30 protein-coding genes are annotated in these 23,130 nt (G+C 60.3%); 15 read left to right on the top strand and 15 right to left on the bottom strand.

Features of this window, described 5'->3' with window-relative positions; all coding sequences use genetic code 11:
- Positions 1–117 precede the first annotated feature (117 nt).
- A complete protein-coding gene (locus AC07W7_RS22795; RefSeq protein ID WP_076963528.1) occupies positions 118–375 on the bottom strand; it encodes a hypothetical protein in 258 nt (85 codons plus the stop codon).
- 183 nt (positions 376–558) lie between these two features.
- On the opposite strand from AC07W7_RS22795, the gene AC07W7_RS22790 reads away from it, so the two are divergent.
- Complete coding sequence (locus AC07W7_RS22790; protein ID WP_032860067.1) at positions 559–768, top strand: hypothetical protein; 210 nt, start codon at positions 559–561, stop codon at positions 766–768.
- Positions 769–825: 57 nt separating this feature from the next.
- Here the strand turns inward: AC07W7_RS22790 and AC07W7_RS22785 are convergent, their stop codons facing one another.
- Positions 826–1,413 carry a YajG family lipoprotein gene (locus AC07W7_RS22785; RefSeq protein WP_029291738.1) on the bottom strand — a complete coding sequence of 196 codons (588 nt, stop codon included), beginning with the start codon at positions 1,411–1,413 and terminating at the stop codon, positions 826–828.
- Positions 1,414–1,583: 170 nt separating this feature from the next.
- On the opposite strand from AC07W7_RS22785, the gene AC07W7_RS22780 reads away from it, so the two are divergent.
- Both AC07W7_RS22780 and mqo read left to right on the top strand, forming a co-directional pair.
- Positions 1,584–1,820, top strand: coding sequence for a hypothetical protein (locus AC07W7_RS22780; RefSeq protein ID WP_076963530.1), 237 nt, complete (start codon positions 1,584–1,586; stop codon positions 1,818–1,820).
- A gap of 732 nt (positions 1,821–2,552) precedes the next feature.
- Positions 2,553–4,061 carry a malate dehydrogenase (quinone) gene (gene mqo / locus AC07W7_RS22775; RefSeq protein WP_076963531.1) on the top strand — a complete coding sequence of 503 codons (1,509 nt, stop codon included), beginning with the start codon at positions 2,553–2,555 and terminating at the stop codon, positions 4,059–4,061.
- A gap of 108 nt (positions 4,062–4,169) precedes the next feature.
- On the opposite strand, the gene AC07W7_RS22770 is transcribed toward mqo, so the two are convergent.
- From AC07W7_RS22770 to AC07W7_RS22760, 3 genes are all read right to left on the bottom strand, one after another.
- A complete protein-coding gene (locus AC07W7_RS22770; protein ID WP_076963532.1) occupies positions 4,170–4,457 on the bottom strand; it encodes a PA4642 family protein in 288 nt (95 codons plus the stop codon).
- A 115-nt stretch (positions 4,458–4,572) separates the two neighbouring features.
- Entirely contained in the window at positions 4,573–5,040 is a 468-nt protein-coding gene (locus AC07W7_RS22765; RefSeq protein ID WP_076963533.1) for a WbuC family cupin fold metalloprotein, read from the bottom strand.
- 3 nt (positions 5,041–5,043) lie between these two features.
- Positions 5,044–5,601, bottom strand: a complete 558-nt coding sequence (locus tag AC07W7_RS22760; protein ID WP_076963534.1) for a hypoxanthine-guanine phosphoribosyltransferase — start codon at positions 5,599–5,601, stop codon at positions 5,044–5,046.
- A gap of 163 nt (positions 5,602–5,764) precedes the next feature.
- Between AC07W7_RS22760 and upp the strand changes: the two genes are divergently transcribed.
- On the top strand, positions 5,765–6,403 hold the full coding sequence (gene upp, locus AC07W7_RS22755) for a uracil phosphoribosyltransferase (RefSeq protein WP_029291751.1): 639 nt from the start codon (positions 5,765–5,767) through the stop codon (positions 6,401–6,403).
- A gap of 2 nt (positions 6,404–6,405) precedes the next feature.
- Complete coding sequence (locus AC07W7_RS22750; protein ID WP_169900986.1) at positions 6,406–7,680, top strand: uracil-xanthine permease family protein; 1,275 nt, start codon at positions 6,406–6,408, stop codon at positions 7,678–7,680.
- 129 nt (positions 7,681–7,809) lie between these two features.
- On the opposite strand, the gene hisC is transcribed toward AC07W7_RS22750, so the two are convergent.
- From hisC to AC07W7_RS22700, 10 genes are all read right to left on the bottom strand, one after another.
- Positions 7,810–8,862, bottom strand: a complete 1,053-nt coding sequence (gene hisC, locus AC07W7_RS22745) for a histidinol-phosphate transaminase (protein ID WP_236309035.1) — start codon at positions 8,860–8,862, stop codon at positions 7,810–7,812.
- A 3-nt stretch (positions 8,863–8,865) separates the two neighbouring features.
- Positions 8,866–10,182 (bottom strand): histidinol dehydrogenase, encoded by a 1,317-nt coding sequence (gene hisD / locus AC07W7_RS22740; RefSeq protein WP_099167601.1) that lies wholly within the window; start codon positions 10,180–10,182, stop codon positions 8,866–8,868.
- A gap of 127 nt (positions 10,183–10,309) precedes the next feature.
- Positions 10,310–10,945, bottom strand: coding sequence for an ATP phosphoribosyltransferase (gene hisG, locus AC07W7_RS22735; protein WP_003188599.1), 636 nt, complete (start codon positions 10,943–10,945; stop codon positions 10,310–10,312).
- Positions 10,946–11,101: 156 nt separating this feature from the next.
- Positions 11,102–12,367 carry a UDP-N-acetylglucosamine 1-carboxyvinyltransferase gene (gene murA, locus AC07W7_RS22730; RefSeq protein ID WP_076963538.1) on the bottom strand — a complete coding sequence of 422 codons (1,266 nt, stop codon included), beginning with the start codon at positions 12,365–12,367 and terminating at the stop codon, positions 11,102–11,104.
- A 23-nt stretch (positions 12,368–12,390) separates the two neighbouring features.
- Positions 12,391–12,630: a BolA family protein gene (locus AC07W7_RS22725; RefSeq protein WP_010567702.1), complete on the bottom strand. Its 240-nt coding sequence runs from the start codon at positions 12,628–12,630 to the stop codon at positions 12,391–12,393.
- Positions 12,631–12,744: 114 nt separating this feature from the next.
- A complete protein-coding gene (locus tag AC07W7_RS22720; protein WP_076963539.1) occupies positions 12,745–13,050 on the bottom strand; it encodes an STAS domain-containing protein in 306 nt (101 codons plus the stop codon).
- On the bottom strand, positions 13,047–13,700 hold the full coding sequence (locus AC07W7_RS22715; RefSeq protein ID WP_099167599.1) for an MlaC/ttg2D family ABC transporter substrate-binding protein: 654 nt from the start codon (positions 13,698–13,700) through the stop codon (positions 13,047–13,049). The genes AC07W7_RS22720 and AC07W7_RS22715 overlap by 4 nt, the downstream gene beginning before the upstream one ends.
- A gap of 11 nt (positions 13,701–13,711) precedes the next feature.
- Positions 13,712–14,179: an outer membrane lipid asymmetry maintenance protein MlaD gene (gene mlaD, locus AC07W7_RS22710; RefSeq protein WP_076963541.1), complete on the bottom strand. Its 468-nt coding sequence runs from the start codon at positions 14,177–14,179 to the stop codon at positions 13,712–13,714.
- On the bottom strand, positions 14,179–14,976 hold the full coding sequence (gene mlaE, locus AC07W7_RS22705; protein WP_495040172.1) for a lipid asymmetry maintenance ABC transporter permease subunit MlaE: 798 nt from the start codon (positions 14,974–14,976) through the stop codon (positions 14,179–14,181). Before mlaE ends, mlaD begins: the two co-directional genes overlap by 1 nt.
- The gene (locus AC07W7_RS22700; protein WP_038443322.1) at positions 14,976–15,785 is read right to left on the bottom strand and encodes an ATP-binding cassette domain-containing protein; all 810 of its coding nucleotides are present in this window, start codon (positions 15,783–15,785) and stop codon (positions 14,976–14,978) included. The genes mlaE and AC07W7_RS22700 overlap by 1 nt, the downstream gene beginning before the upstream one ends.
- Before the next feature lie 286 nt (positions 15,786–16,071).
- Here AC07W7_RS22700 and AC07W7_RS22695 point away from each other — a divergent pair, with 286 nt between their 5' ends.
- From AC07W7_RS22695 to AC07W7_RS22650, 10 genes are all read left to right on the top strand, one after another.
- Positions 16,072–17,046 (top strand): KpsF/GutQ family sugar-phosphate isomerase, encoded by a 975-nt coding sequence (locus AC07W7_RS22695; RefSeq protein WP_076963543.1) that lies wholly within the window; start codon positions 16,072–16,074, stop codon positions 17,044–17,046.
- Positions 17,047–17,571 carry a KdsC family phosphatase gene (locus tag AC07W7_RS22690; protein ID WP_099167595.1) on the top strand — a complete coding sequence of 175 codons (525 nt, stop codon included), beginning with the start codon at positions 17,047–17,049 and terminating at the stop codon, positions 17,569–17,571.
- An 8-nt stretch (positions 17,572–17,579) separates the two neighbouring features.
- Positions 17,580–18,152, top strand: coding sequence for an LPS export ABC transporter periplasmic protein LptC (gene lptC / locus AC07W7_RS22685; RefSeq protein WP_099167593.1), 573 nt, complete (start codon positions 17,580–17,582; stop codon positions 18,150–18,152).
- Positions 18,139–18,672 (top strand): lipopolysaccharide transport periplasmic protein LptA, encoded by a 534-nt coding sequence (lptA, locus tag AC07W7_RS22680; protein ID WP_076963546.1) that lies wholly within the window; start codon positions 18,139–18,141, stop codon positions 18,670–18,672. Before lptC ends, lptA begins: the two co-directional genes overlap by 14 nt.
- Positions 18,672–19,397, top strand: coding sequence for an LPS export ABC transporter ATP-binding protein (lptB, locus tag AC07W7_RS22675; protein ID WP_029291791.1), 726 nt, complete (start codon positions 18,672–18,674; stop codon positions 19,395–19,397). The genes lptA and lptB overlap by 1 nt, the downstream gene beginning before the upstream one ends.
- A gap of 184 nt (positions 19,398–19,581) precedes the next feature.
- Entirely contained in the window at positions 19,582–21,075 is a 1,494-nt protein-coding gene (locus AC07W7_RS22670; protein ID WP_076963547.1) for an RNA polymerase factor sigma-54, read from the top strand.
- A gap of 75 nt (positions 21,076–21,150) precedes the next feature.
- Complete coding sequence (hpf, locus tag AC07W7_RS22665; protein ID WP_032860085.1) at positions 21,151–21,456, top strand: ribosome hibernation-promoting factor, HPF/YfiA family; 306 nt, start codon at positions 21,151–21,153, stop codon at positions 21,454–21,456.
- Between the two features lie 12 nt (positions 21,457–21,468).
- Positions 21,469–21,933: a PTS IIA-like nitrogen regulatory protein PtsN gene (gene ptsN / locus AC07W7_RS22660; RefSeq protein ID WP_076963548.1), complete on the top strand. Its 465-nt coding sequence runs from the start codon at positions 21,469–21,471 to the stop codon at positions 21,931–21,933.
- Positions 21,934–21,935: 2 nt separating this feature from the next.
- Positions 21,936–22,793 (top strand): RNase adapter RapZ, encoded by an 858-nt coding sequence (gene rapZ, locus AC07W7_RS22655; protein WP_076963549.1) that lies wholly within the window; start codon positions 21,936–21,938, stop codon positions 22,791–22,793.
- A gap of 16 nt (positions 22,794–22,809) precedes the next feature.
- A complete protein-coding gene (locus AC07W7_RS22650; RefSeq protein WP_495040171.1) occupies positions 22,810–23,082 on the top strand; it encodes an HPr family phosphocarrier protein in 273 nt (90 codons plus the stop codon).
- Positions 23,083–23,130 lie beyond the last annotated feature (48 nt).

Raw genomic sequence — 23,130 nt, 5'->3', positions numbered from 1 at the left:
TGGTGGGCTCGGAGATGGGGAGAAGAGACGGCGATAGCGGTGGGTCAGTTGATAACTACTTGACTGACCCACCGCTATCGCGAGCAAGCCCGCTCCCACATTGGTTTTGGGGTATTTTTACAATTGGGTGCTGAGCCAGGTAATCAGCAACGCCAGCCCGAGACAGGCAAACCCGATGCGGTAGCCGAGGCGATGACTGCGCTCGGTACGCACATCCAGAAACAGCATCGGCTGATCAATCGCCCGCTCTTCACTTTGCGCGGCGAGTCGGGCCATCGCCCGCTGCTCCCGCAGGCGGGTCACAAACAGCAGCCCGGCGCCAGGGCAGGCAATCAGCAATGCCGTGGTGTTTAGCAGTAATGCCGGCAGCGACATCAAAAACCTCGGTACAACAGTGACCAGGTATCCATCCAGATACAAACCTGAACGGACTGCGCCCTCCTGCGCATCAAAACTCCCTCCCCCATTGACGACTAATGTATCGAGTAATTTACAGCGTCACCTGAACGTCACCTTAACAAGCCACTCTGTTGCCCTTCGCACACCCGGGAGCTTGTCATGTTGCACGCGCAGAACCAGGATCGGCTGTACCTGATCGCCCCTACCGATGAGCAAGAGGCGCTGGTCGGCGGCCTGGCGTTTAATGTCCAGGACCGGCACTGGCTGGTGTATTGCGCCCTCGGCGGGCATCAACATGCCGACCTGCCGGAGCTGGATCTGTTGACGGGGGTGAGTGTGCTGGACTTTTATGTCGAAACGGCGGCATGACCGCAGCAGACACAAAAAAGCCGGGCCCGTGACGGGGCCCGGCTTTTTTACAACTGATTATTGCGAGCTGAGGATCTGGCCGATGCTGGGATCCTTGAACAGACGCGTCAGGGCATCACTCAACACATCGCTGACCAGCTTGGTGTTGGTTTCCTGGTTGGGCGCCATGCCGAAACGCTGGTCCAGGGACGCCCCGTAACGGCCGCTGTAGCGGCGGTTGCCGGCCGACACATCAGAGCGGAAAGTCGCGCCGATGGTGGCTTCGGTCACGTACAGGCCTTCCTTGGGCGACTGGTACTTCAACTCGGCCAGGGTCACCGTCAGTTGCGGTGCGCCTGGCGAGTTGCTGGTTGGGGTGAAGCCCAGCAGGCGCACCGCCGCTTCGGCCTGGGCTTGCAGCTTGGGCAGCACGTCGGCACCGGTCACCGTGATGGCGCTGGTTTCCGGGTACAGGCCACCGCGGGTGCCCAGGGTCGGCGATGGACGGCCATCAACCACACGCACCGAGACCGGCTGGCCATGGCCCACAGGCGCCAACTGGGTGGTGAGCTTGGGTTGCGGGCTGAGTTGCTGCGGGCTGTGGGCGCAGCCAACCAGGGTCAAGCTGGTCACAGTGATCAAACCGAACAACAGGCGTTGCAACATGCTTTTCTCTCCAGAAATCAGGTACCGACAGCCCGGCAGTATAGCGGTGCGTCACCGCCTGGAACTAGCGCCAGTTACAACCTCGGGTCCTGACCTGCGTGCCGCGGCCCAGTGTCACCCAGATGTCATTCTTGACAGATATGCTTGGCGTCATTCTCAGGAGGCCCGCCATGCTCAATCTTCTCTGGCGCTTTTTCGCGCGTACGCCCGCCCATCGCAACTTTGCCCTGCTCGACTCGCAAGGTCGCTGCCAGGCCTTCAAGCAATGCTGCCAGCCGCCCGTGGGTGAGGGCTGGGTCGAAGTCCAGGAGATCCGCCTGAGCTGGATGCACCATCCGTTGCCCGCCCGCGCCCGTGTCAACCCGCGCCGCGCACGGTCATCACACCGCCTGCCGTTGACCGCCTGACCGAAGCGCTAATAAAAGTCATAAAACACGTCCATTTCCCGGCAGTTCTTCGCTACAATCTCCCCCCGATTATAAGGACGTCTCCTGATCGGGCCTCGCAGCATCGCTAATGCCCTGGTATTAGCTCCCCCGCACCGCCCACAGAGAGCCGCCCACACAGATCGTGTGAAGCTGGCGAGCTGGCTGTTTTGTCTGCAAACCTGCGCCTTTACCGAATCTGCCAGAGCTGCCATTGCGCTCGGCCACTTGAGTTGTTTGCCCGTTATGCCGCGTGTCGGCAGTGATTACGGGCCAGGTGCCAGGCTGGGGCAGCCCTTTTTTGAGGTTCACGTCTTCAAAAGAGCGTGAAAAAACGGGTTTTCACAACTTCACAAGAGTGTGGCGAGCAAATGAATAGTTTTGCGTTTGTACAAGCACCATCAGCGTCTGGCACTGCCCAACCACACAGGACCGAGTACTCCTCAAGAACCGGAGTTTGAAGCCTGTCCGCTACGGATTTGGTTGCACGATCGGACGCACTTGACCATAAGTCGAATTGCCACAGGGGCCCTGAAATGCGTTCATATGCAGATAAGGCCTGGTCGGCAGCGTCCGCTGAAGTTGCAAAAAAATTGCGAAGAATCGGACATGGCGATCCTGGCCATGGGTAACCTGGGGCATCACGTGAACCGCCCCGTCACTCCTGGCAGCCATGCCGTCAATTTGGTGCTGCAGATTTTGGAGACGCGTTAAATGGCGCATAACGAAGCAGTCGACGTAGTACTGGTAGGTGCGGGCATCATGAGTGCCACCCTTGCCGTGCTGCTCAAGGAGCTCGACCCCGGCCTCAAGCTGGAAGTCGTTGAGCTGATGGATTCGGGTGCCGCGGAGAGTTCCAACCCGTGGAACAACGCCGGTACCGGTCACGCCGGGCTGTGCGAGCTGAACTACACCCCGCAGGCGGCTGATGGCTCCATCGACATCAAAAAAGCCGTGCACATCAACACCCAGTTCGAGGTGTCGAAACAGTTCTGGGCGTACCTGACCCAAAAAGGCACCTTTGGCTCGTCCAAGTCCTTTATCAGCCCCGTGCCGCACCTGAGCTTCGTGCAGGGCGAAAAAGGCGTGTCCTTCCTCAAGAAGCGCTTTGAAACCCTCAGCCAGCACCACGCGTTCTCGGACATGCACTACACCGAAGACCGTGCCGAAATGGCCGAGTGGATGCCGCTGATGATGCCGGGCCGCCCGGCCGACGAAAAAATCGCCGCGACCCGCGTAATGAACGGGACCGACGTCAATTTCGGCGCCCTGACCAACCAATTGCTGGCGCACCTGAGCAGCTCGGCCGATGCCCAGGTCAAGTACAGCAAGCGCGTGACCGGCCTCAAGCGCAATGGCGCCGGCTGGACCGTGAGCATCAAGGACGTCAACAGCGGCAATACGCGCCATGTCGACGCCAAGTTCGTGTTCCTCGGCGCCGGTGGCGCGGCCCTGCCGCTGCTGCAAGCCTCAGGGATCGAAGAAAGCAAAGGCTTTGGCGGCTTCCCGGTCAGCGGCCAGTGGCTGCGTTGCGACAACCCGCAAGTGGTCAAGCAGCACCAGGCCAAGGTCTACAGCCAGGCCGCCGTGGGTTCGCCGCCGATGTCGGTGCCGCACCTGGACACCCGCGTGGTGGATGGCAAGAAATCCCTGCTGTTCGGGCCATACGCAGGCTTCACCACCAAGTTCCTCAAGTTCGGTTCGTTCCTTGACCTGCCCATGTCGATTCGCCTCGGCAACATCGGCCCGATGCTGGCCGTGGCCCGCGACAACATGGACCTGACCAAGTACCTGGTCAGCGAAGTGATGCAGTCCATGGAGCAACGCCTGGAATCACTGCGTCGCTTCTACCCTGAGGCGAAAGCCGAGGACTGGCGCCTGGAAGTGGCCGGCCAACGGGTGCAGATCATCAAGAAGGACCCGAAGAAAGGCGGCGTGCTGCAATTCGGTACCGAGCTGGTGGCGGCCAAGGACGGTTCGCTGGCCGCGCTGCTGGGGGCGTCCCCAGGGGCTTCGGTGACGGTTTCGATCATGCTGGATCTGATCGAACGCTGCTTCCCGACCCAGGCGGCCGGCGAGTGGGCGGCCAAGCTGCAGGAAATCTTCCCGGCCCGGGAAAAAGTCCTGGAGACCGATGCCGAGCTGTATCGCAAGATCAGCATGCAGAACAACATCAGCCTGGAGCTGGTGGAGCAAGGTAGCGAGGCCGAAAGCTACGCTTGAGGTCGTGACGCATAGCGTCACCGGATGCATTCCCACGCAGAGCGTGGGAACGATCGCAAGCGTGGGAACGATCGCCCTGCTCTCGTGCTGAGAGCGGGGCGTTTTTTTTCAGCCGCGAGCGATGTTGATCAGCTCGATGTACTCGTCCGCGTTGCGCTGGTCCTTGATCAGGTCCACGAAGGTCTGGCCATGCTCATCCTTGCCGTCGAGGTCCAGTCCCGCTTCCTTGAAAAAGCCCAGGAACCGCTCGAAATCGTCGATGCGCAGGCCGCGATAGGCTTTGATCAGCTTGTGCAGGGAAGGTGAAGTGGCGTCGACCGGTTCAAAATCCAGGAACAGCTTGATCTGATCGTCGCCGATCTCGTCACCAATCACTTGTTTCTTATCTTTACGCATTGCCGACTCCAGCCTGCTGACATTTACACGGGAGTGGAAGTCTACCTGCGGGACACAAGGTTCGGAAGCCACGAAGCTCTAATGTGGGAGCGGGCTTGCCCGCGATGGCGGTGGGTCAGTCGAACTGGGCCAGCATCCAACGGTGATACTCAACCATACCAGCCTCGCCTTCCCGGGGTGCCCAACTCGCCAGCTCACCCTCGCCCACCGGACGATAGGGGCCGGCCTTGCACTCGAACATCACCGTGTCGGGCTCAAGCACCACCAGGCCGTGGAAAACGCCGGGCGACAGGTCAACCCCCAGGCAATCTCCACCCGCCTGCAAGACACGCCGCTCCAGGACCTCGCCTGACTCGCTGAAGATCAGAATCCCCAGGCGCCCCTTGAGTACCAGCAGGGTCTCGGCCTTGTCGGCGGTGAGATGACGATGGGGCTGCACATAGGTGTGTGGCTGCAAACCGACAGCCATGCGATGGCACGGCTCCTCCATCTGGTGGAAGTTGACGTTCTGCCGGCCACGGGGGTTGATGGCGGCTTTCTCGGCCAATTCGGCAAACAGCGACTGATCAAGAAAACGCGCCACGACTTACATCCCCTTCACAGCAAAGATGCCGTTGGCATTGCGCCAGTAGCCCTTGTAGTCCATGCCGTAACCGAAAATGTAGCGGTCGATGCACGGCAGGCCAACATAATCAGCCTTCAGGTCTGGGCGGGCCTTGCGGTCGTGGTCTTTGTCGATCAGCACGGCGGTGTGCACTTTGCGCGCGCCGGCGTGTTTGCAGAAGTCGATGATCGCGCCCAGGGTGTGACCTTCGTCGAGGATGTCGTCGATGATCAGCACGTCACGGTCGATAAACGACACTTCCGGCTTGGCTTTCCAGAACAGGTCGCCGCCGCTGGTTTCATTACGGTAGCGCGTGGCGTGCAGGTAGGACGCTTCCAGCGGGAATTGCAGATGAGTCAGCAATTTGCCGGCGAAAATCAGACCGCCGTTCATCACACAAAACACCACCGGGTTGGTCTCGGCCATTTCGCGGGTGATGTGCGCGCCGACCTTGGCGATAGCCTCTTCGACTTGCGCTTCGGTGTACAGGCAGTCAGCCTCGTGCATGATTTGACGGATATGCTCGAGATCAGCGGACATGGCGCTCTCCAGGGGTACTGTGGCAAGAAAAGCGGGCGAAGGTACGCCTCTGGGACGCAACGTTCAAGCCTTTATGGACTAACGTACTGGTTGTCTATAGGACAACACCCTCGGATAGATTAATCTAGGCCGGTTTTTTTGCCCGCCGCCGGAGCCTTTCCCCATGCCCATCCGTGAGATCCGCCACCCGCTGATCCGACACAAGCTCGGCCTTATGCGCCGCGCCGACATTAGCACGAAGAACTTCCGTGAGCTTGCTCAGGAAGTCGGAGCGTTGCTCACCTACGAAGCCACCAAGGATTTACCCCTGGAAAACTACGAGATCCCCGGTTGGTGCGGTCCCGTCCAGGTCGAGAAAATCGCCGGCAAGAAAATTACCGTGGTGCCGATCCTGCGCGCCGGTATCGGCATGCTTGAAGGCGTGCTGAGCCTGATCCCGGGTGCCAAGGTCAGCGCTGTGGGCGTGGCCCGCAACGAAGAAACCCTGCAGGCCCACACCTACCTGGAAAAACTCGTCCCGGAAATCGACGAGCGCCTGGCGATGATCATCGACCCGATGCTGGCCACCGGCAGCTCCATGGTCGCGACCATCGACCTGCTGAAAAAAGCCGGCTGCAAGGACATCCGCGCCATGGTGCTGGTCGCGGCTCCCGAAGGTATCGCCGCCGTAGAAAAAGCCCACCCGGATGTAGTGATCTACACCGCGTCCATCGATGAACGCCTGAACGAGCACGGCTACATCATTCCGGGCCTGGGCGATGCTGGCGACAAGATCTTCGGCACTAAGCAGAAGGACGCGTGAGCATGCAGGATGAATTCAACGACCCGCTTTGGCGCCAGATCCTGTCTGGCGCACAAATGCTCTTCGTAGCATTTGGCGCGCTGGTGTTGATGCCACTGATCACAGGTCTTGATCCAAACGTTGCACTGTTTACTGCGGGCCTGGGCACGCTGTTGTTCCAGATAGTCACCGGGCGCCAAGTGCCGGTGTTCCTGGCGTCGAGCTTTGCCTTTATCACCCCGATCATTCTCGCCAAGGGCCAGTTCGGCCTCGCGGCGACCATGGGCGGGGTGATGGCGGCAGGTTTCGTCTACACCTTCCTCGGCCTGGCCGTGAAGATCAAGGGCACCGGTTTTATCGACCGGCTGCTGCCGCCCGTGGTGATCGGGCCGGTGATCATCTCCATCGGCCTGGCCATGGCGCCGATTGCCGCGAACATGGCCATGGGCAAGTCGGGCGACGGTGCCGAGCTGATCCATTACCAGACGGCAATGCTGATCTCGATGCCGGCGCTGCTGACCACGCTGATCGTGGCGGTGTTCGGCAAGGGCATTTTCCGCCTGGTGCCGATCATTGCCGGGGTGCTGGTGGGGTTTGGCATGTCGTTCTACTTTGGCGTGGTCGACACCGCGAAGATCGCCGCCGCACCGTGGCTCGCCCTGCCCCACTTCACCGCGCCGGAATTTAACTGGCAGGCTATTCTGTTCATCGTGCCGGTGGCCCTGGCGCCAGCGATTGAACATATCGGTGGCGTGATTGCGGTCGGCAGCGTGACCGGTCGCGACTACCTGAAAAAGCCCGGCCTACATCGCACGCTGCTGGGCGACGGGATTGCCACCACCACGGCGGGCCTGTTCGGTGGCCCGCCCAACACCACTTACGCCGAAGTGACCGGCGCGGTGATGCTGACCAAGAACTACAACCCGAAGATCATGACCTGGGCGGCGGTATTTGCCATCACCCTGGCCTTCGTGGGTAAGTTCGGCGCGCTGTTACAGAGCATTCCGGTGCCGGTGATGGGCGGGATTCTATGCCTGTTGTTCGGCTCGATTGCCGCAGTGGGGATGAATACCCTGATCCGTCACAAGATCGACCTCGGGGAGGCGCGCAATCTGGTGATTGTCTCGGTGACCCTGGTCTTCGGGATTGGCGGTGTGCTGATCGGCACCGGCACCGGTCCCGACGATTTCGGCCTGAAGGGCATCGCCCTGTGCGCCGTGGTCGCGATTGGCTTGAACCTGCTGCTGCCGGGCAATGATGGCTGGAAGCACAAGAAGCCGGACGAGCCGTTGCTCTAAGGCTACGGATTGTCGGTGCTGCTGATGGCCCCATCGCGGGCAAGCCCGGCTCCCACAGAGGAATGCATTCCAATGTGGGAGCCGGGCTTGCCCGCGATGAGGCCAATCCAGCCACTATGGATTTAAGCCTTAAAGATCGCCCAAGCCATCGATCAACGCCTGGTTCTGCTCTGGCGTACCGATGCTGATCCGCAGGAACTGGGCAATCCGCTCCTGCTTGAAGTGCCGCACGATCACCCCTTGCTCCCGCAGCTTGGCCGCCAGGCCCGCCGCGTCGTGCCGTGGGTGGCGGGCAAAGATGAAGTTGGCCGCTGACGGCAACACCTCAAAACCCTTCCCTCGCAACTGCACCACAACCTTCTCGCGGCTGTCGATCACCAACTGGCAGGTCTTCTCGAAGTATTCTCGGTCGTCGAAGGCCGCCGCCGCGCCAACAATTGCCAGGCGATCCAGCGGATACGAGTTGAAGCTGTTCTTGACCCGCTCCAGCGCCTCGATCAGGTCCGGGTGGCCCACCGCCAGGCCTACCCGCAAACCGGCCAGTGAGCGCGATTTGGAGAGGGTCTGGGTCACCAGCAGGTTGGGGTAGCGGTCCACCAGGCTGATGGCGGTTGCGCCGCCGAAGTCGATATAGGCTTCATCGACCACCACCACCGAATCCGGGCTGGCCTTGAGGAGCTGCTCCACCGCGTCCAGCGCCAGCACGCAGCCGGTCGGCGCGTTCGGGTTGGGGAAGATGATCCCGCCATTGGGCCTGGCGTAATCCGCCACGCGAATCTGGAACTGCTCGTCCAGCGGCACCGGGGCCGAAGTGATGCCATACAGGCCACAGTACACCGGGTAAAAGCTGTAGCTGATATCCGGGAACAGCAGCGGCAGGTCGTGCTGGAACAGGCCGTGGAAGATATGTGCCAGGACTTCGTCGGAACCGTTACCGAGGAAGACCTGACTCCCCTCCACCCCGTAATACCTGGCCACGGCCTGCTTGAGCAGGTCGCTGTTGGGGTCGGGGTACAAGCGCAGGTTGTCGTTCAACTCGGCCTGCATCGCCGCCAGGGCCTTGGGCGACGGGCCGTAGGGGTTTTCATTGGTGTTGAGCTTGACCAGCCTGGTCAGCTTCGGCTGCTCGCCGGGCACGTAAGGCACGAGGTCCTTGACGAAAGGGCTCCAGAATTTGCTCATGTCTTACTCTCCCTTGACGATGCGGTATTCGGCGCTGCGGGCGTGCGCGCTCAACGATTCACCACGGGCCAGCACCGAGGCGGTCTTGCCCAGCTCGGAAGCACCTTGCGGCGAGCAGAAAATGATCGACGAGCGCTTCTGGAAGTCGTACACCCCCAGCGGCGACGAGAAGCGCGCGGTGCCGGAGGTAGGCAACACGTGGTTGGGGCCGGCGCAGTAGTCGCCCAGGGCTTCGCTGGTGTGGCGGCCCATGAAGATCGCACCGGCGTGGCGAATCGATGGCAGCCAGGCCTGTGGGTCGGCCACGGACAGTTCCAGGTGCTCGGGGGCGATGCGGTTGGCCACTTCGATGGCCTGTTCCATGTCCCGCACCAGGATCAGCGCACCCCGGCCATTGATCGACTTTGCGATGATCTCGGCGCGATCCATGGTCGGCAACAACTTGTTGATGCTGGCCGCCACCTTGTCGAGAAACGCGGCGTCGGGGCTGACCAGGATCGCCTGGGCATCTTCATCGTGCTCGGCCTGGGAGAACAGGTCCATGGCGATCCAGTCGGGATCGGTCTGGCCGTCGCAGACCACGAGGATTTCCGAAGGGCCGGCGATCATGTCGATACCGACCTGGCCAAACACATGGCGCTTGGCGGTGGCGACGTAGATGTTGCCGGGACCGACCACCTTGTCCACCTTCGGTACGCTTTCGGTGCCATAGGCCAACGCCGCGACGGCCTGGGCGCCACCGATGGTGAACACGCGGTCAACGCCCGCAATGCAGGCAGCGGCCAGCACCAGTTCGTTGATTTCACCGCGCGGGGTCGGGACCACCATGACCACTTCGGTCACACCTGCCACTTTGGCGGGAATGGCATTCATCAGCACCGACGACGGGTACGAGGCCTTGCCGCCCGGCACATACAGGCCGGCGCGGTCCAGGGGCGTGACTTTCTGGCCGAGCACCGTACCGTCGGCTTCGGTGTAGCTCCAGGAGTCCTGTTTCTGTTTTTCGTGATAGCTGCGCACCCGCGCGGCCGCGACTTCCAGGGCTTCGCGCTGCGGCGCGGTGATGCGCGTCAGGGCCAGTTCCAGGCGTTCGCGAGGCAGGATCAGGTCGGACATGGACTTGACGTCCAGGCCGTCGAACTGGCGGGTAAAGTCCACCAGCGCCGCGTCGCCGCGCTCGCGCACGGCCTTGATGATGTCGAGCACCCGCTGGTTGACCGAGTCGTCGGACACGCTTTCCCAGCTCAGCAGATGATCCAGATGATGGGCGAAATCCGGGTCGGCAGCGTTGAGTCGGGCAATTGCAGTGGACGTAGTCATAGCGAGGGCCTCAATAGTATTGGCAAAAACTCAGGCGCCCTAAACTAGCAGTCGTTTCCGCTTGGGCACCTGAGAATTCTGGCTATGAGGCGGATAGACGGGCGCGACCTAGGGCCGCGCAGATGGGTCAACCGCGGTGTCGAGACTCCACTGCCTTGCGCAGGGTGTCGATCAACGCCTGGATACGGGCGTGCTGCATCTTCATCGAAGCTTTGTTGACGATCAGGCGCGAGCTGATGTCGGCAATAAAGTCCTGGGGTTCCAGGCCGTTGGCGCGCAGGGTGTTGCCGGTGTCGACCACGTCAATGATCTTGTCGGCCAGGCCGATCAGCGGCGCCAGCTCCATCGAGCCGTAGAGCTTGATGATATCGACCTGACGGCCTTGTTCGGCGTAGTAACGCTTGGCAACGTTGACGAACTTGGTGGCCACCCGCAGGCGGCCTTTTGGCTCGACATCACCGACACGGCCGGCGGTCATCAGCTTGCACAGCGCGATACGCAGGTCCAGCGGCTCGTACAGGCCCTGGCCGCCGTATTCCATCAGCACGTCTTTACCGGCGACACCCAGGTCGGCGGCGCCATGTTCAACGTAGGTCGGCACGTCGGTAGCCCGCACGATCAACAGGCGAACGTCGTCCTGGGTCGTGGGGATGATCAGCTTGCGGCTCTTGTCCGGATTCTCGGTCGGCACGATGCCCGCTTCAGCCAGAAGCGGCAAAGTATCGTCAAGGATGCGGCCCTTGGACAGTGCGATGGTCAACATGGGAAACGTCAATCCTTCATCAGGCTATTGCGGTCCGGTCGCAAATGGCGCCAGACACAGATCGAGGCCATTACAGCCTCGATTTGAAACCAATTCAGCCGAGGCATGCCTATGCACACCTCAGGCGGGCGCTTCCCTGCGCCCGAGCAGTGGGGACTAACCCGGTACGCGGCGGATTTTTGCGCCGAGCATCTGCAGTTTTTCTTCGATGCACTCGTAGCCACGGTCTATGTGGTAGATGCGATCGATCAGCGTGTCGCCTTCGGCGATCAGTGCCGAAATCACCAGGCTGGCCGAGGCCCGCAGGTCGGTCGCCATCACTGGCGCGCCCTTGAGGGTTTCGGTACCGGTAACGATGGCCGTGTTGCCTTCGACCTGGATCTTGGCGCCCATGCGGTGCAGTTCATACACGTGCATGAAGCGGTTTTCAAAGATGGTCTCGATCACCGCGCCGGTGCCTTCGGCAATCGCGTTCAGGGAGATGAACTGCGCCTGCATGTCGGTCGGGAACGCTGGGTATGGAGCAGTACGCACGTTGACGGCTTTTGGCCGCTTGCCGTGCATGTTCAGCTCGATCCAGTCTTCGCCGGTGGTGATTTCGGCACCCGCTTCGCGCAGTTTTTCCAAGACCGCTTCAAGGATGGTCGGATCGGTGTCCTTGACCTTGACGCGACCACCGGTGACGGCAGCGGCAACCAGGTAGGTGCCGGTCTCGATACGGTCCGGCATCACTTTGTAGGTCGCCGAGTGCAGGCGCTTCACACCGTCGATGGTGATGGTGTCGGTGCCGGCGCCTGTGATCTTGGCACCCATGGCGATCAGGAAGTTGGCCAGGTCGACCACTTCCGGCTCGCGCGCGGCGTTTTGCAGGACGCTGCGGCCATTGGCCAGGGCCGCGGCCATCATGATGTTCTCGGTACCGGTCACACTGACGGTATCAAAGAAGAAGTTCGCGCCACGCAGGCCGCCTTCCGGTGCCTTGGCCTTGATGTAGCCACCTTCGACATCGATGGTTGCGCCCATGGCTTCAAGGCCACGGATGTGCAGATCCACCGGACGCGAACCGATGGCGCAACCGCCAGGCAGTGCCACTTCGGCCTCGCCGAAACGGGCGACCATCGGGCCCAGAACCAGGATCGAGGCCCGCATGGTTTTCACCAGCTCGTACGGTGCGATCAGGGTCTTGATGGTGCGCGGGTCGATTTCGACCGAGAGTTTCTCGTCGATCACCGGCTCAATGCCCATGCGACCGAACAGCTCGATCATGGTGGTGATGTCGTGCAGGTGCGGCAGGTTGGCTACAGTAACCGGGCCATCGCACAGCAAGGTGGCCGCCAGGATCGGCAAGGCCGAGTTTTTAGCCCCGGAGATACGGATTTCGCCATCAAGACGGGCACCGCCGGTAATAATCAATTTATCCATAAGAATCTCGACGCCTTGGGGGCTCAGGTACGCTCGGCCCAGGCCGCGCGGCTGAAAAATTTCATAGTGACCGCATGGATGCTGCCATCGGTGATCCACGGGTTCAAATGGGCATAGATCTGCTGCTGACGCTTGACCGGGCTCAATGCCGCCAGTTCATCGCTAATCACGTTCAGCTGGAAATTGCAGCCTTCGCCTTCAACTGCAACCTCAGTATTCGGCAGCTTTCCTTCAAGGAAGCTTTTAACTTCTAGGGCCTGCATGCTCAACCTCTATCGGCGCCCAGTGCGCACGGGTCGCACATCATACAAAAAAGCCCCGCGCCTGCGAACCCCGCATAGCAGGACTCTGACGGGGGGCTTCTTCAATAAGGTGTATTAAGGATGCGTCAACAGCTCAGTCAAACCACAAACCTGGGCGATTTCACGCATATCCTCGGGTAATGCGCGAATACTGACAGGTTTCTTGACCGCTGCGGCGTCACGCAGGAAACACAGGAGCAATGACAGGCCAACACTGCTGGACTTCACCACCGCCGAGCAATCGAGGACCAATGCCTGCGCGGTGCTGGCATTGATCAGCGCCTGGCCCTGCTTGCGCAGGGCCGGCCCGGTGCTGTAGTCGAGCACGCCACTTAAGAGCAGCTCGCCGGCCTGGCCTTGACGAACAGCCGACTCGGTCATGGCGCCTGCTTCTCTGCAGCTTCTTCGGTCACTTCCTTGGCCTTGGCCACTTCACCGGCCCACCCATCGATGGTCTTGTCCAGGTCGTTGCCATTGCGCTGCATGGCATCGGCGAACTGGTCACGGAACAGCTTACCGATGTTGATGCCGTTGATGATCACGTTGCGCACTTTCCATTCACCGTTGATTTTCTCAAGGGTGTAGGAAACCGGATAGATCGCGCCATTGTTGCCCTTGACCTGCATATCCACGCTGGTACGGGTGCCGGACTCATCCTTGGCCGGGGACACGACGATCCCCTGGTTGTTGTACTCCAGCAGGGCATTGCCGTAGAACTGCATCAGGCTGCGCTTGAAGTTGTCCTGGAAACGCTGCATTTGCGCAGGCGTGGCCTTGCGCGAGTACTTGACCGTCATGATGCTGCGGGAGATGCCATCAGCGTCGACCACAGGGCCCACGATACCGTTGAGGGCATCGTAGAACGCGCTTGGGCTCTGCTTGTACTGTTCCTTGTTTGCGGCAAGGTCAGCCAGCAACTCTTTGGTGGTTCTCTCAATTATGTCGTGCGCCGAGGGCGCCGCCACGGCGTTAGCCATCAATGGCAAGGCTGCCAACAGCACCAACAGGCCACGTCGCAAGGTAGAGATCATGAACAAACTCCTCATTTGGCGTCTTTACTAACCGTATTAAGCAGGAATTTACCGATCAGGTCCTCCAATACCAACGACGACTGTGTGTCATGAATGGTCGAACCATCCTTGAGCAAGGCTTCTTCCCCGCCCACGCTGATACCGATGTACTTCTCGCCCAGCAGACCCGCCGTGAGGATAGACGCCGTGGAGTCAGTCGGCAGGTTATCTACCTTCTTGTCCAGTTGCAGGGTCACTCGGCCGGTGAAGCTGTCGCGGTCCAGATCGATTGCCGTGACCTTGCCGATAGTCACACCGGCCATGGTCACTTTGGATCTGACCGTCAAACCGGCGATATTGTCGAAGTAGGCGTAAAGTTTATAGGTATCGGCGCTCGAGCTGGCCGACAAGCCGCTGACTCGCAGGGCGAGCAACAGTAAAGCCAGGATGCCAGCCAGCAAGAAAAGGCCGACACCGATCTCCACAGTGCGGTTTTGCATCAGAAATCTCCAAACATCAAGGCGGTCAAAATGAAGTCAAGGCCCAGTACCGCCAGCGAGGCGTACACAACGGTCTTGGTGGTGGCACGACTGATCCCTTCTGAAGTGGGCTCACAGTCATAGCCTTGGAATACGGCGATCCAGGTCACGACGAAGGCAAAGACGATGCTCTTGATAATGCCATTGAGCACGTCACCGCTGAACGTCACGCTGTTTTGCATGTTGGCCCAGTAGGAGCCGTCATAGACCCCCAGCCAGTCCACCGCCACCCACGAACCGCCCCAGATCCCGACCACGCTGAAAATCATCGCCAGCAGTGGCAGGGAGATGAAGCCGGCCCACAGGCGTGGGGCAACAATGTACTTGAGCGGGTCCACGCCGATCATTTCCAGGCTGGACAACTGCTCGGTGGCCTTCATGTTGCCGATCTCGGCGGTCAACGCGGAGCCCGCGCGGCCGGCAAACAGCAAGGCCGTGACCACCGGCCCCAGCTCACGCAGCAGCGTCAGCGCAACCATCTGCCCCACCGCCTGCTCGGAACCGTAGCTGGACAGGATATTGAAGCCCTGCAACGCCAGCACCATGCCGATGAACACCCCGGAGACCACGATGATCACCAGGGACATCACGCCCACCGAGTGCAACTGCTTGAGCAGCAAGCCAAAACCGCCGCCGATAGCGCTGCGGCCCAGCAAGGCGTGAAACAGGAAAATCGTCGAACGCCCGAGCACTTCGACGATGTCGATGCCGGAACGACCGAAAAGGCGAACCTTCTCGATTAAAGATGTCTTGCGCATCAGCGCTTCCCCAGAAGATCTGCGCGGTAGTCCGCTGCCGGAAAATGAAAAGGCACCGGGCCATCAGGATCGCCGGTCATGAACTGGCGAATCCGCGGGTTATCGGCGTTCATCAGTTCTTCAGGCGTACCCTGCCCCAATACCTGGCCATCGCCGACCACATACAGGTAGTCGGCAATGCTCGCGGTTTCGGCCAGGTCGTGGGAAACCACGATACTGGTGATGCCCAGCGCATCGTTGAGCAGGCGGATCAGGCGCACCAGGACGCCCATGGCGATAGGGTCCTGGCCGACGAACGGTTCGTCATACATCAGGATCTGCGGGTCGAGGGCAATCGCCCGTGCCAGGGCCACACGCCGCTTCATACCGCCGGAGAGCTCATCTGGCATCAGATCGATGGCACCGCGAAGGCCGACGGCCTGCAGCTTCAACAATACAATGTCACGAATCATCTCTTCGGACAGCTGGGTGTGTACCCGCAGCGGGAACGCGACGTTTTCAAAAACATCGAGATCGGTGAACAGGGCACCGCTCTGGAACAGCACCCCCATGTGCTTGCGCGCATCGAACAGGTCGCTGCGCGACAGGGTCGGCAGGTTCTGGCCATTGACCCAGACTTCCCCGGCGGTGGGACGCAACTGCATGCCCATCAGGCGCAGCAGGGTCGTCTTGCCGCAACCGGACGGCCCCATGATGCCCGTCACCTTGCCGCGGGGAATGCGAATATCGACATTATTGAAGATGCTGCGCGTACCGCGCTTGAAGGAAAGGCCCTTCAGCTCGACCGCGTAGGCGTTATCGGCACTCATCTAAACTCCTTGGGATGCAGCTTCTCACTCAGACACCACGTTTGGGACAACTGCTTGCGACAGTTAGACACATGTGAGCTGTGCGGACCGAACTGGCGGCGAACTATATCACTGCTGAGATAAAGCGCCCAAGGCCGGAGCAGCGGTTGTTCAGAAACAGGACAGCTAAAGTGCATTTGAGAAGGTTCTCACATTCATGGTGAACAAACCCTGACGAACTTGCGTGAGGGAATTGATCATTACCGCTATAATCGCCGACTTTTCGTCAGGCTATCCGATTTCAGACATGAGCCAATCCAACGACCTTATTCAATCCGCACAACGCACCATCCGCCTCGAACTTGAAGCCGTAGAAGGCTTGCTGGCCCATATCGACGCAGATTTCGTACGCGCCTGCGAGATGATCCTGGCCAGTAAAGGCCGGGTTGTCGTGGTCGGCATGGGCAAGTCAGGCCATGTCGGCAACAAGATTGCCGCCACCCTGGCCAGTACCGGCACCACCGCGTTTTTCGTGCACCCGGCCGAAGCCAGCCATGGCGACATGGGCATGATCACCCGCGACGACGTGATCCTGGCCCTGTCCAACTCCGGCACCACCAACGAAATCGTGACCCTGCTGCCCCTGATCAAGCGCCTGGGCATCAAGCTGATCAGCGTGACCGGCAACCCGGACTCGACGCTGGCCAAGGCCGCCGAAGTGAACCTGAACGTGCATGTGGCCCACGAGGCCTGCCCGCTGAACCTGGCGCCGACCTCCTCCACCACTGCCGCCCTGGTCATGGGCGACGCCCTGGCCGTGGCCCTGCTGGAGGCCCGTGGTTTTACCGCCGAAGACTTCGCCTTTTCCCACCCCGGTGGCGCCCTCGGCCGTCGCCTGTTGCTGAAAGTGGAAAATGTGATGCACACCGGCGATGAACTGCCCCAGGTACAGCGTGGCACCCTGCTCAAGGACGCGCTGATGGAAATGACCCGCAAAGGCCTGGGCATGACCGTGATCCTTGAAGCCGACGGGCGCCTGGCCGGGGTGTTTACCGACGGCGACCTGCGTCGCACCCTGGACCGCACCATCGATATCCATACCGCGACCATCGACCAGGTCATGACCCCCCACGGCAAGACCGCCCGCGCCGAAATGCTCGCGGCCGAAGCCCTGAAGATCATGGAAGACCACAAAATCGGCGCGCTGGTGGTGGTCGATGAGACCGATCATCCGATTGGCGCCCTGAACATGCACGATTTGCTGCGCGCAGGAGTGATGTAAATGACCACCGACCTGTTGCAACGGGGCAAGGCCATCAAACTGGCGATTTTCGACGTGGACGGCGTGCTGACCGATGGCCGCCTGTACTTCCTCGAAGACGGCAGCGAATTCAAGACGTTCAATACCCTGGACGGCCAGGGCATCAAAATGCTGATGGCCTCTGGCGTGCAAACGGCGATTATCAGTGGTCGAAAGACTCCGGTCGTGGAGCGTCGCGCACAAAACCTGGGGATTCCTTACCTCTACCAGGGCCGTGAGGATAAACTGGTGGTTCTGGACGAGCTTCTTGGCCAACTCAACCTAAGCTATGAGCAGGTCGCCTATCTGGGCGATGACCTGCCCGACCTGCCGGTGATCCGCCGCGTCGGCCTGGGCATGGCAGTGGCCAATGCCGCGTCATTTGTGCGCGAACATGCCCATGGCATTACCCAGGCCCGTGGCGGCGAAGGTGCCGCCCGCGAGTTCTGCGAGTTGATCCTGCGTGCCCAGGGCAGCCTTGAAGCGGCCCACGCCGCCTACCTATAGAGCCTTCTATGCTGAGCAAAAAGATTCGCAACTTCCTGATATTCGGAGCCATCGCCGCGCTGTTTCTCGCGGTGGGCTACTGGAACATCAGCCCGGAGCGCTTCCTCGACCACCCGGTTGTGCAGGCCGACCAGGGCGCCATCGACTATTACGCCACCAACGCCTACAGCGTGCAGTTCCTGCCGGACGGCAAGGTGCAGTACGAAATGACGTCGGACAAGGTCGAACACCTGAAGGCTTCCGAGGTCACATTGCTGACCAACCCGGACCTGAACCTGTATCGCGGCACCGAATTCCCGTGGCATGTCACCAGCAAGCGTGGCGAGGTCAACCCGGACGGTACCGAAGTGGAGCTGATCGACTCGGTGCGCGTTGCGCGCACCGACGCCCAGAAGCGCGAGACCATCATTACCAGCAGTCGCATGACCGTATTCCCACAGAAGCAATATGCGCAGACCGAGCAAGACGTTAGAATCGACGGCGCTGGCGGTGTATCGACTGGCAAGGGAATGAAAGCGTATTTGAAAGAAAGCAGGATACACCTGCTATCGAACGTAAGAGGACAGTATGAGGCTCGTTAAAACCCTCCCTATTTTGCTCGGTCTGGGCGCAGCACTGGGAAGCGTGAGCGCCTGGGCTCTGCCGAACGATAGCCAGCAACCGATCCACATTCAGGCTGACGATGCGCAGCTGGATGACAAGCAAGGTATCGCGACCTACAAGGGCGACGTCATCATCACCCAGGGCTCGATGAAGATTACCGGCAATACCGTGACCCTGACCCGCACCCCGGCAGGTGAGATTGACGTCGTGACTTCGGTGGGCAACCTGGCCTACTTTGAACAGAAGCAAAATGCTGCCGACCCAGGCCCGATCAAAGGCTACGGCGTGACCATCCAGTACCACGCGCCGCAAAACCGCATCGTACTGACTGACCGCGCCAAAGTGATCAGCAGCGACGGCAACTCGACCGAAGGCGAGAAAATCGTCTATGACACCGTCAAGCAGGTCGCCACTGCCGGCCGCGCCAATGGCACCAAGGTCACTGCACCACGTCCGCGCATCGACATGGTTATCCAGCCGAAGAAGAAGGCCCAGTAATGGCAACCCTGAAAGCCCAGCATCTGGCCAAGGCCTATAAAAGCCGTCAGGTCGTGCGCGACGTCAGCCTGTCGATCGACAGCGGCCAGATCGTCGGCCTGCTTGGCCCCAACGGTGCCGGCAAGACCACCTGCTTCTACATGATCGTCGGCCTGGTCCAGGCGGACCAGGGCCGCGTATTGATCGACGACCTGGACGTCAGCCACCAGCCCATGCACGGTCGTGCACGGGCGGGTATCGGCTATCTCCCCCAGGAGGCATCGATCTTCCGCAAACTGTCAGTGTCCGACAACATCATGGCGATCCTTGAAACCCGCAAGGAACTGGATCGCGATGGACGCCGCCAGGAACTGGAAAGCCTGCTGCAGGAGTTCCACATCAACCACATCCGCGACAACCTCGGCATGAGCCTGTCCGGCGGCGAGCGTCGTCGTGTGGAAATCGCCCGCGCCCTGGCCACGGCACCGAAGTTCATCCTGCTGGACGAACCCTTCGCCGGTGTCGACCCGATTTCGGTAGGCGACATCAAGCAGATCATCCATCACCTCAAGGCCAAGGGGATCGGCGTGTTGATCACCGACCACAACGTGCGTGAGACCCTGGATATCTGCGAAACCGCGTATATCGTCAACGACGGCCAACTGATTGCCGAAGGCGACTCCGCCACCATCCTGGCCAACGAACTGGTCAAGGAAGTGTACCTGGGGCACGAGTTCCGCCTGTAAACACTGGGATGTCAGGACATTCGCCATCAGGCGCGGGAGTCAATAAAAACCTTATTATTTTTATTGTTACCGCGCTCTAGGCAAAGCCCCCGATATCAGGCATATAATTTGCTTATGTTTGGCGCTCACGCGCCCTGTCGTGGATGGCGCATTGCGCCGGCGAATAAGGTGTTAAGCCCCTGCCATGAAACCATCGCTAGTCCTGAGAATGGGCCAGCAGCTGACGATGACACCGCAGCTGCAACAGGCCATCCGCCTGCTCCAATTGTCGACCCTGGACCTGCAACAGGAAATCCAGGAGGCCCTGGAGTCCAACCCGATGCTCGAACGCCAGGAAGAAGGCGACGACTTCGACAATGCCGATCCACTGGCCGACAACATCGAGCAAAAACCCAACGCCGACGTCCAGGAACCGTCCTACCAGGAAACCGCACCCACGGTGGATAACCTGGAAGAAGGCGAGTGGAACGAGCGCATTCCCAATGAACTGCCGGTGGATACGGCCTGGGAAGATGTCTACCAGACCAGCGCCAGCAGCCTGCCCAGCAACGACGATGACGAGTGGGACTTCACCACCCGCACCTCCGTCGGTGAAAGCCTGCAGAGCCACTTGCTGTGGCAACTGAACCTTGCCCCGATGTCCGACACCGATCGCCTGATCGCCGTGACCCTGATCGACTGCATCAATAATCAGGGCTACCTGGACGAGACCCTTGAGGAAATCCTCGAGGCCTTTGACCCGGAACTGGATATCGAGCTGGACGAAATCGAAGCGGTCCTGCACCGCATCCAGCAGTTCGAGCCCGCCGGCATTGGTGCGCGCAACCTCAGCGAGTGCCTGTTGCTGCAACTGCGCCAGCTGCCCGCCAAGACCCCCTGGCTGGCCGAGGCCCAACGCCTGGTCACCGACTACATCGACCTGCTGGGCAGCCGCGACTACAGCCAGTTGATGCGCCGGATGAAGCTCAAGGAAGATGACCTGCGCCAGATCATCGAACTGGTCCAGAGCCTCAACCCGCGTCCCGGTTCGCAAATCGAGTCCAGCGAAGCCGAATACGTCGTCCCCGACGTAATCGTGCGCAAGGACAACGAGCGCTGGCTGGTGGAACTGAACCAGGAATCGGTGCCGCGCCTGCGGGTCAACCCGCAATACGCAGGTTTCGTGCGCCGGGCCGATACCAGTGCCGACAACACCTTCATGCGCAACCAGTTGCAGGAAGCGCGCTGGTTCATCAAGAGCCTGCAAAGCCGCAACGAGACCCTGATGAAAGTGGCCACCCAGATCGTCGAGCATCAGCGCGGCTTCCTGGAATACGGCGACGAGGCAATGAAGCCGCTGGTGCTGCATGACATTGCCGAAGCCGTCGGCATGCATGAATCGACCATTTCCCGGGTCACCACCCAGAAATTCATGCATACCCCGCGCGGTATCTATGAGCTGAAATACTTTTTCTCCAGCCACGTCAGCACCTCCGAAGGCGGCGAATGCTCGTCCACGGCGATCCGCGCGATCATCAAAAAACTGGTTGCCGCGGAAAATCAGAAAAAGCCGTTGAGTGACAGCAAGATCGCTGGTTTACTGGAGGCACAAGGCATTCAGGTCGCCCGTCGAACCGTCGCCAAGTACCGCGAGTCCCTTGGGATCGCGCCTTCCAGCGAGCGTAAGCGGTTGATGTGACGGGCAGGCCACAGCGTTCCAGTGGCGGGTATTCCTACCCGCCGCTTTATGCACTGGCAACGAAGGAGAAGCTGTATGCAAGTCAATATCAGTGGACACCAACTGGAAGTGACCGAACCGCTGCGCGCCTACATCAGCGAAAAACTCAAACGGATTGAGGGGCATTTCGACAAGATCACCAATGTGCAAGTCATCATGTCTGTCGAAAAGCTAAAGCAGAAAATCGAAGCCACCTTGCGTATACCCGGCGGGGAAGTAGTCGCCAATGCAGAGCATTCAGACATGTATGCCGCCATTGACGACCTGACCGACAAGCTGGATCGCCAAATCAAAAAGCATAAGGAAAAGCAGCAGAGCCTTCTTCAAGGCACAGGCCGCTAACACTCCCCACCCATGATTCGACTTGAAACCATCCTGACCCCCGGCCGTTCCCTTGTGAACGTGCCGGGCGGCAGTAAAAAGAAAGCCCTCGAACAAATTGCCAACCTGATCAGCCGCCAAGTGCCTGACCTGGAAATGCAAGATGTCTTCGATGCCCTGATAGCCCGTGAAAAACTCGGTTCGACCGGTTTTGGCAACGGCATCGCGATTCCTCACTGCCGCCTCAAAGGCTGCGACGCACCGATAAGCGCCCTGTTGCACCTGGAGGCGCCCATAGATTTCGACGCCATCGATGGCGCCCCGGTTGACCTGCTGTTTGTCTTGCTGGTCCCGGAAGCCGCCACCGATGCACACCTGGAGCTGCTCCGGCAGATCGCCAGCATGCTCGACCGTGAAGAAGTACGTAAGAAACTGCGCAGCGCCAGCAGTAATGAAGCGCTGTATCAGGTGGTTCTGGATGAGCAAAGCGGGCAGTAATCATGCGTCTGATCATCGTCAGCGGGCGTTCCGGCTCGGGTAAAAGTACGGCCCTCAATGTGCTTGAGGACAGTGGCTTCTATTGCATCGACAACTTGCCGGCCGGCCTGCTGCCCGAGCTGGCCGAACGTGCGTTGATCCATACCGAGCTCGCCCAACCGCTGGTGGCGGTGTCGATCGACGCGCGCAACCTGCCCAGCCACCTCACGCGATTCCCGGAACTGCTGGAAGAGGTACGCGCCAAGCACATCCATTGCGACGTGCTGTACCTGGATGCCGACGAAGAAACGCTGCTCAAGCGCTTCTCGGAAACCCGTCGCCGCCACCCGCTGAGCAGCCCGCACCGCTCGCTGGCCGAAGCCATCGAAGACGAGACCAAGCTGCTGGGGCCGATCATTGACTTGGCCGACCTCAAGATCAACACCACCAGCCTGAACCTTTACCAACTGCGCGACGCCATCAAGCTGCGCCTGCTGAACCAGCCGGAACCGGGCACGGCCTTCCTGGTCGAATCCTTTGGTTTCAAGCGGGGCATGCCGATAGACGCCGACCTGGTATTTGACGTGCGTTGCCTGCCCAATCCTTACTGGAAGCCGGAACTGCGCGACCAGTCTGGGCTGGACCAGCCCGTTGCCGAGTACCTGGCGGCACAACCGGATGTGGAGGAGATGTTCCAGGACATCTCCAGCTACCTGCTCAAGTGGCTACCGCGCTTTGCCGCCAGCAACCGGGCCTATGTCACCATCGCCATCGGTTGTACCGGCGGGCATCACCGCTCCGTCTACCTGACCGAGCGCCTGGGCCAGGTCTTGCAGCAAACCCTCAAGAATGTCCAGGTTCGCCACCGCGACCTCAGCTGAAAGGAACACCTTCGCGATGCCTGCTCTGGAAATTAAAATCATCAACAAACTGGGCTTGCATGCCCGCGCGTCGGCCAAATTTGTCGGGGTCGCGGGCCAGTTTCCTTGCCAGGTGCGCGCCGGGCGTACGCCAGAGTCCATGGTCGATGGCAAAAGCATCATGGCGATGATGATGCTGGCAGCCGGCAAGGGCACCACGATCCACCTGAAGACCGAAGGCGAGCAGGAGCGGGAAGCGTTGGACGCGCTGGTGCAGTTGATCAATAACTACTTCGACGAAGGCGAATAGCCCCTGCCCAACATAAATTCCATGTGTATGGGCTTGTGTGGGAGCTGG

The organism is Pseudomonas sp. GW821-FHT01D09 (assembly GCF_059422465.1).
This window is presented reverse-complemented; position numbering and strand designations above follow the sequence as displayed.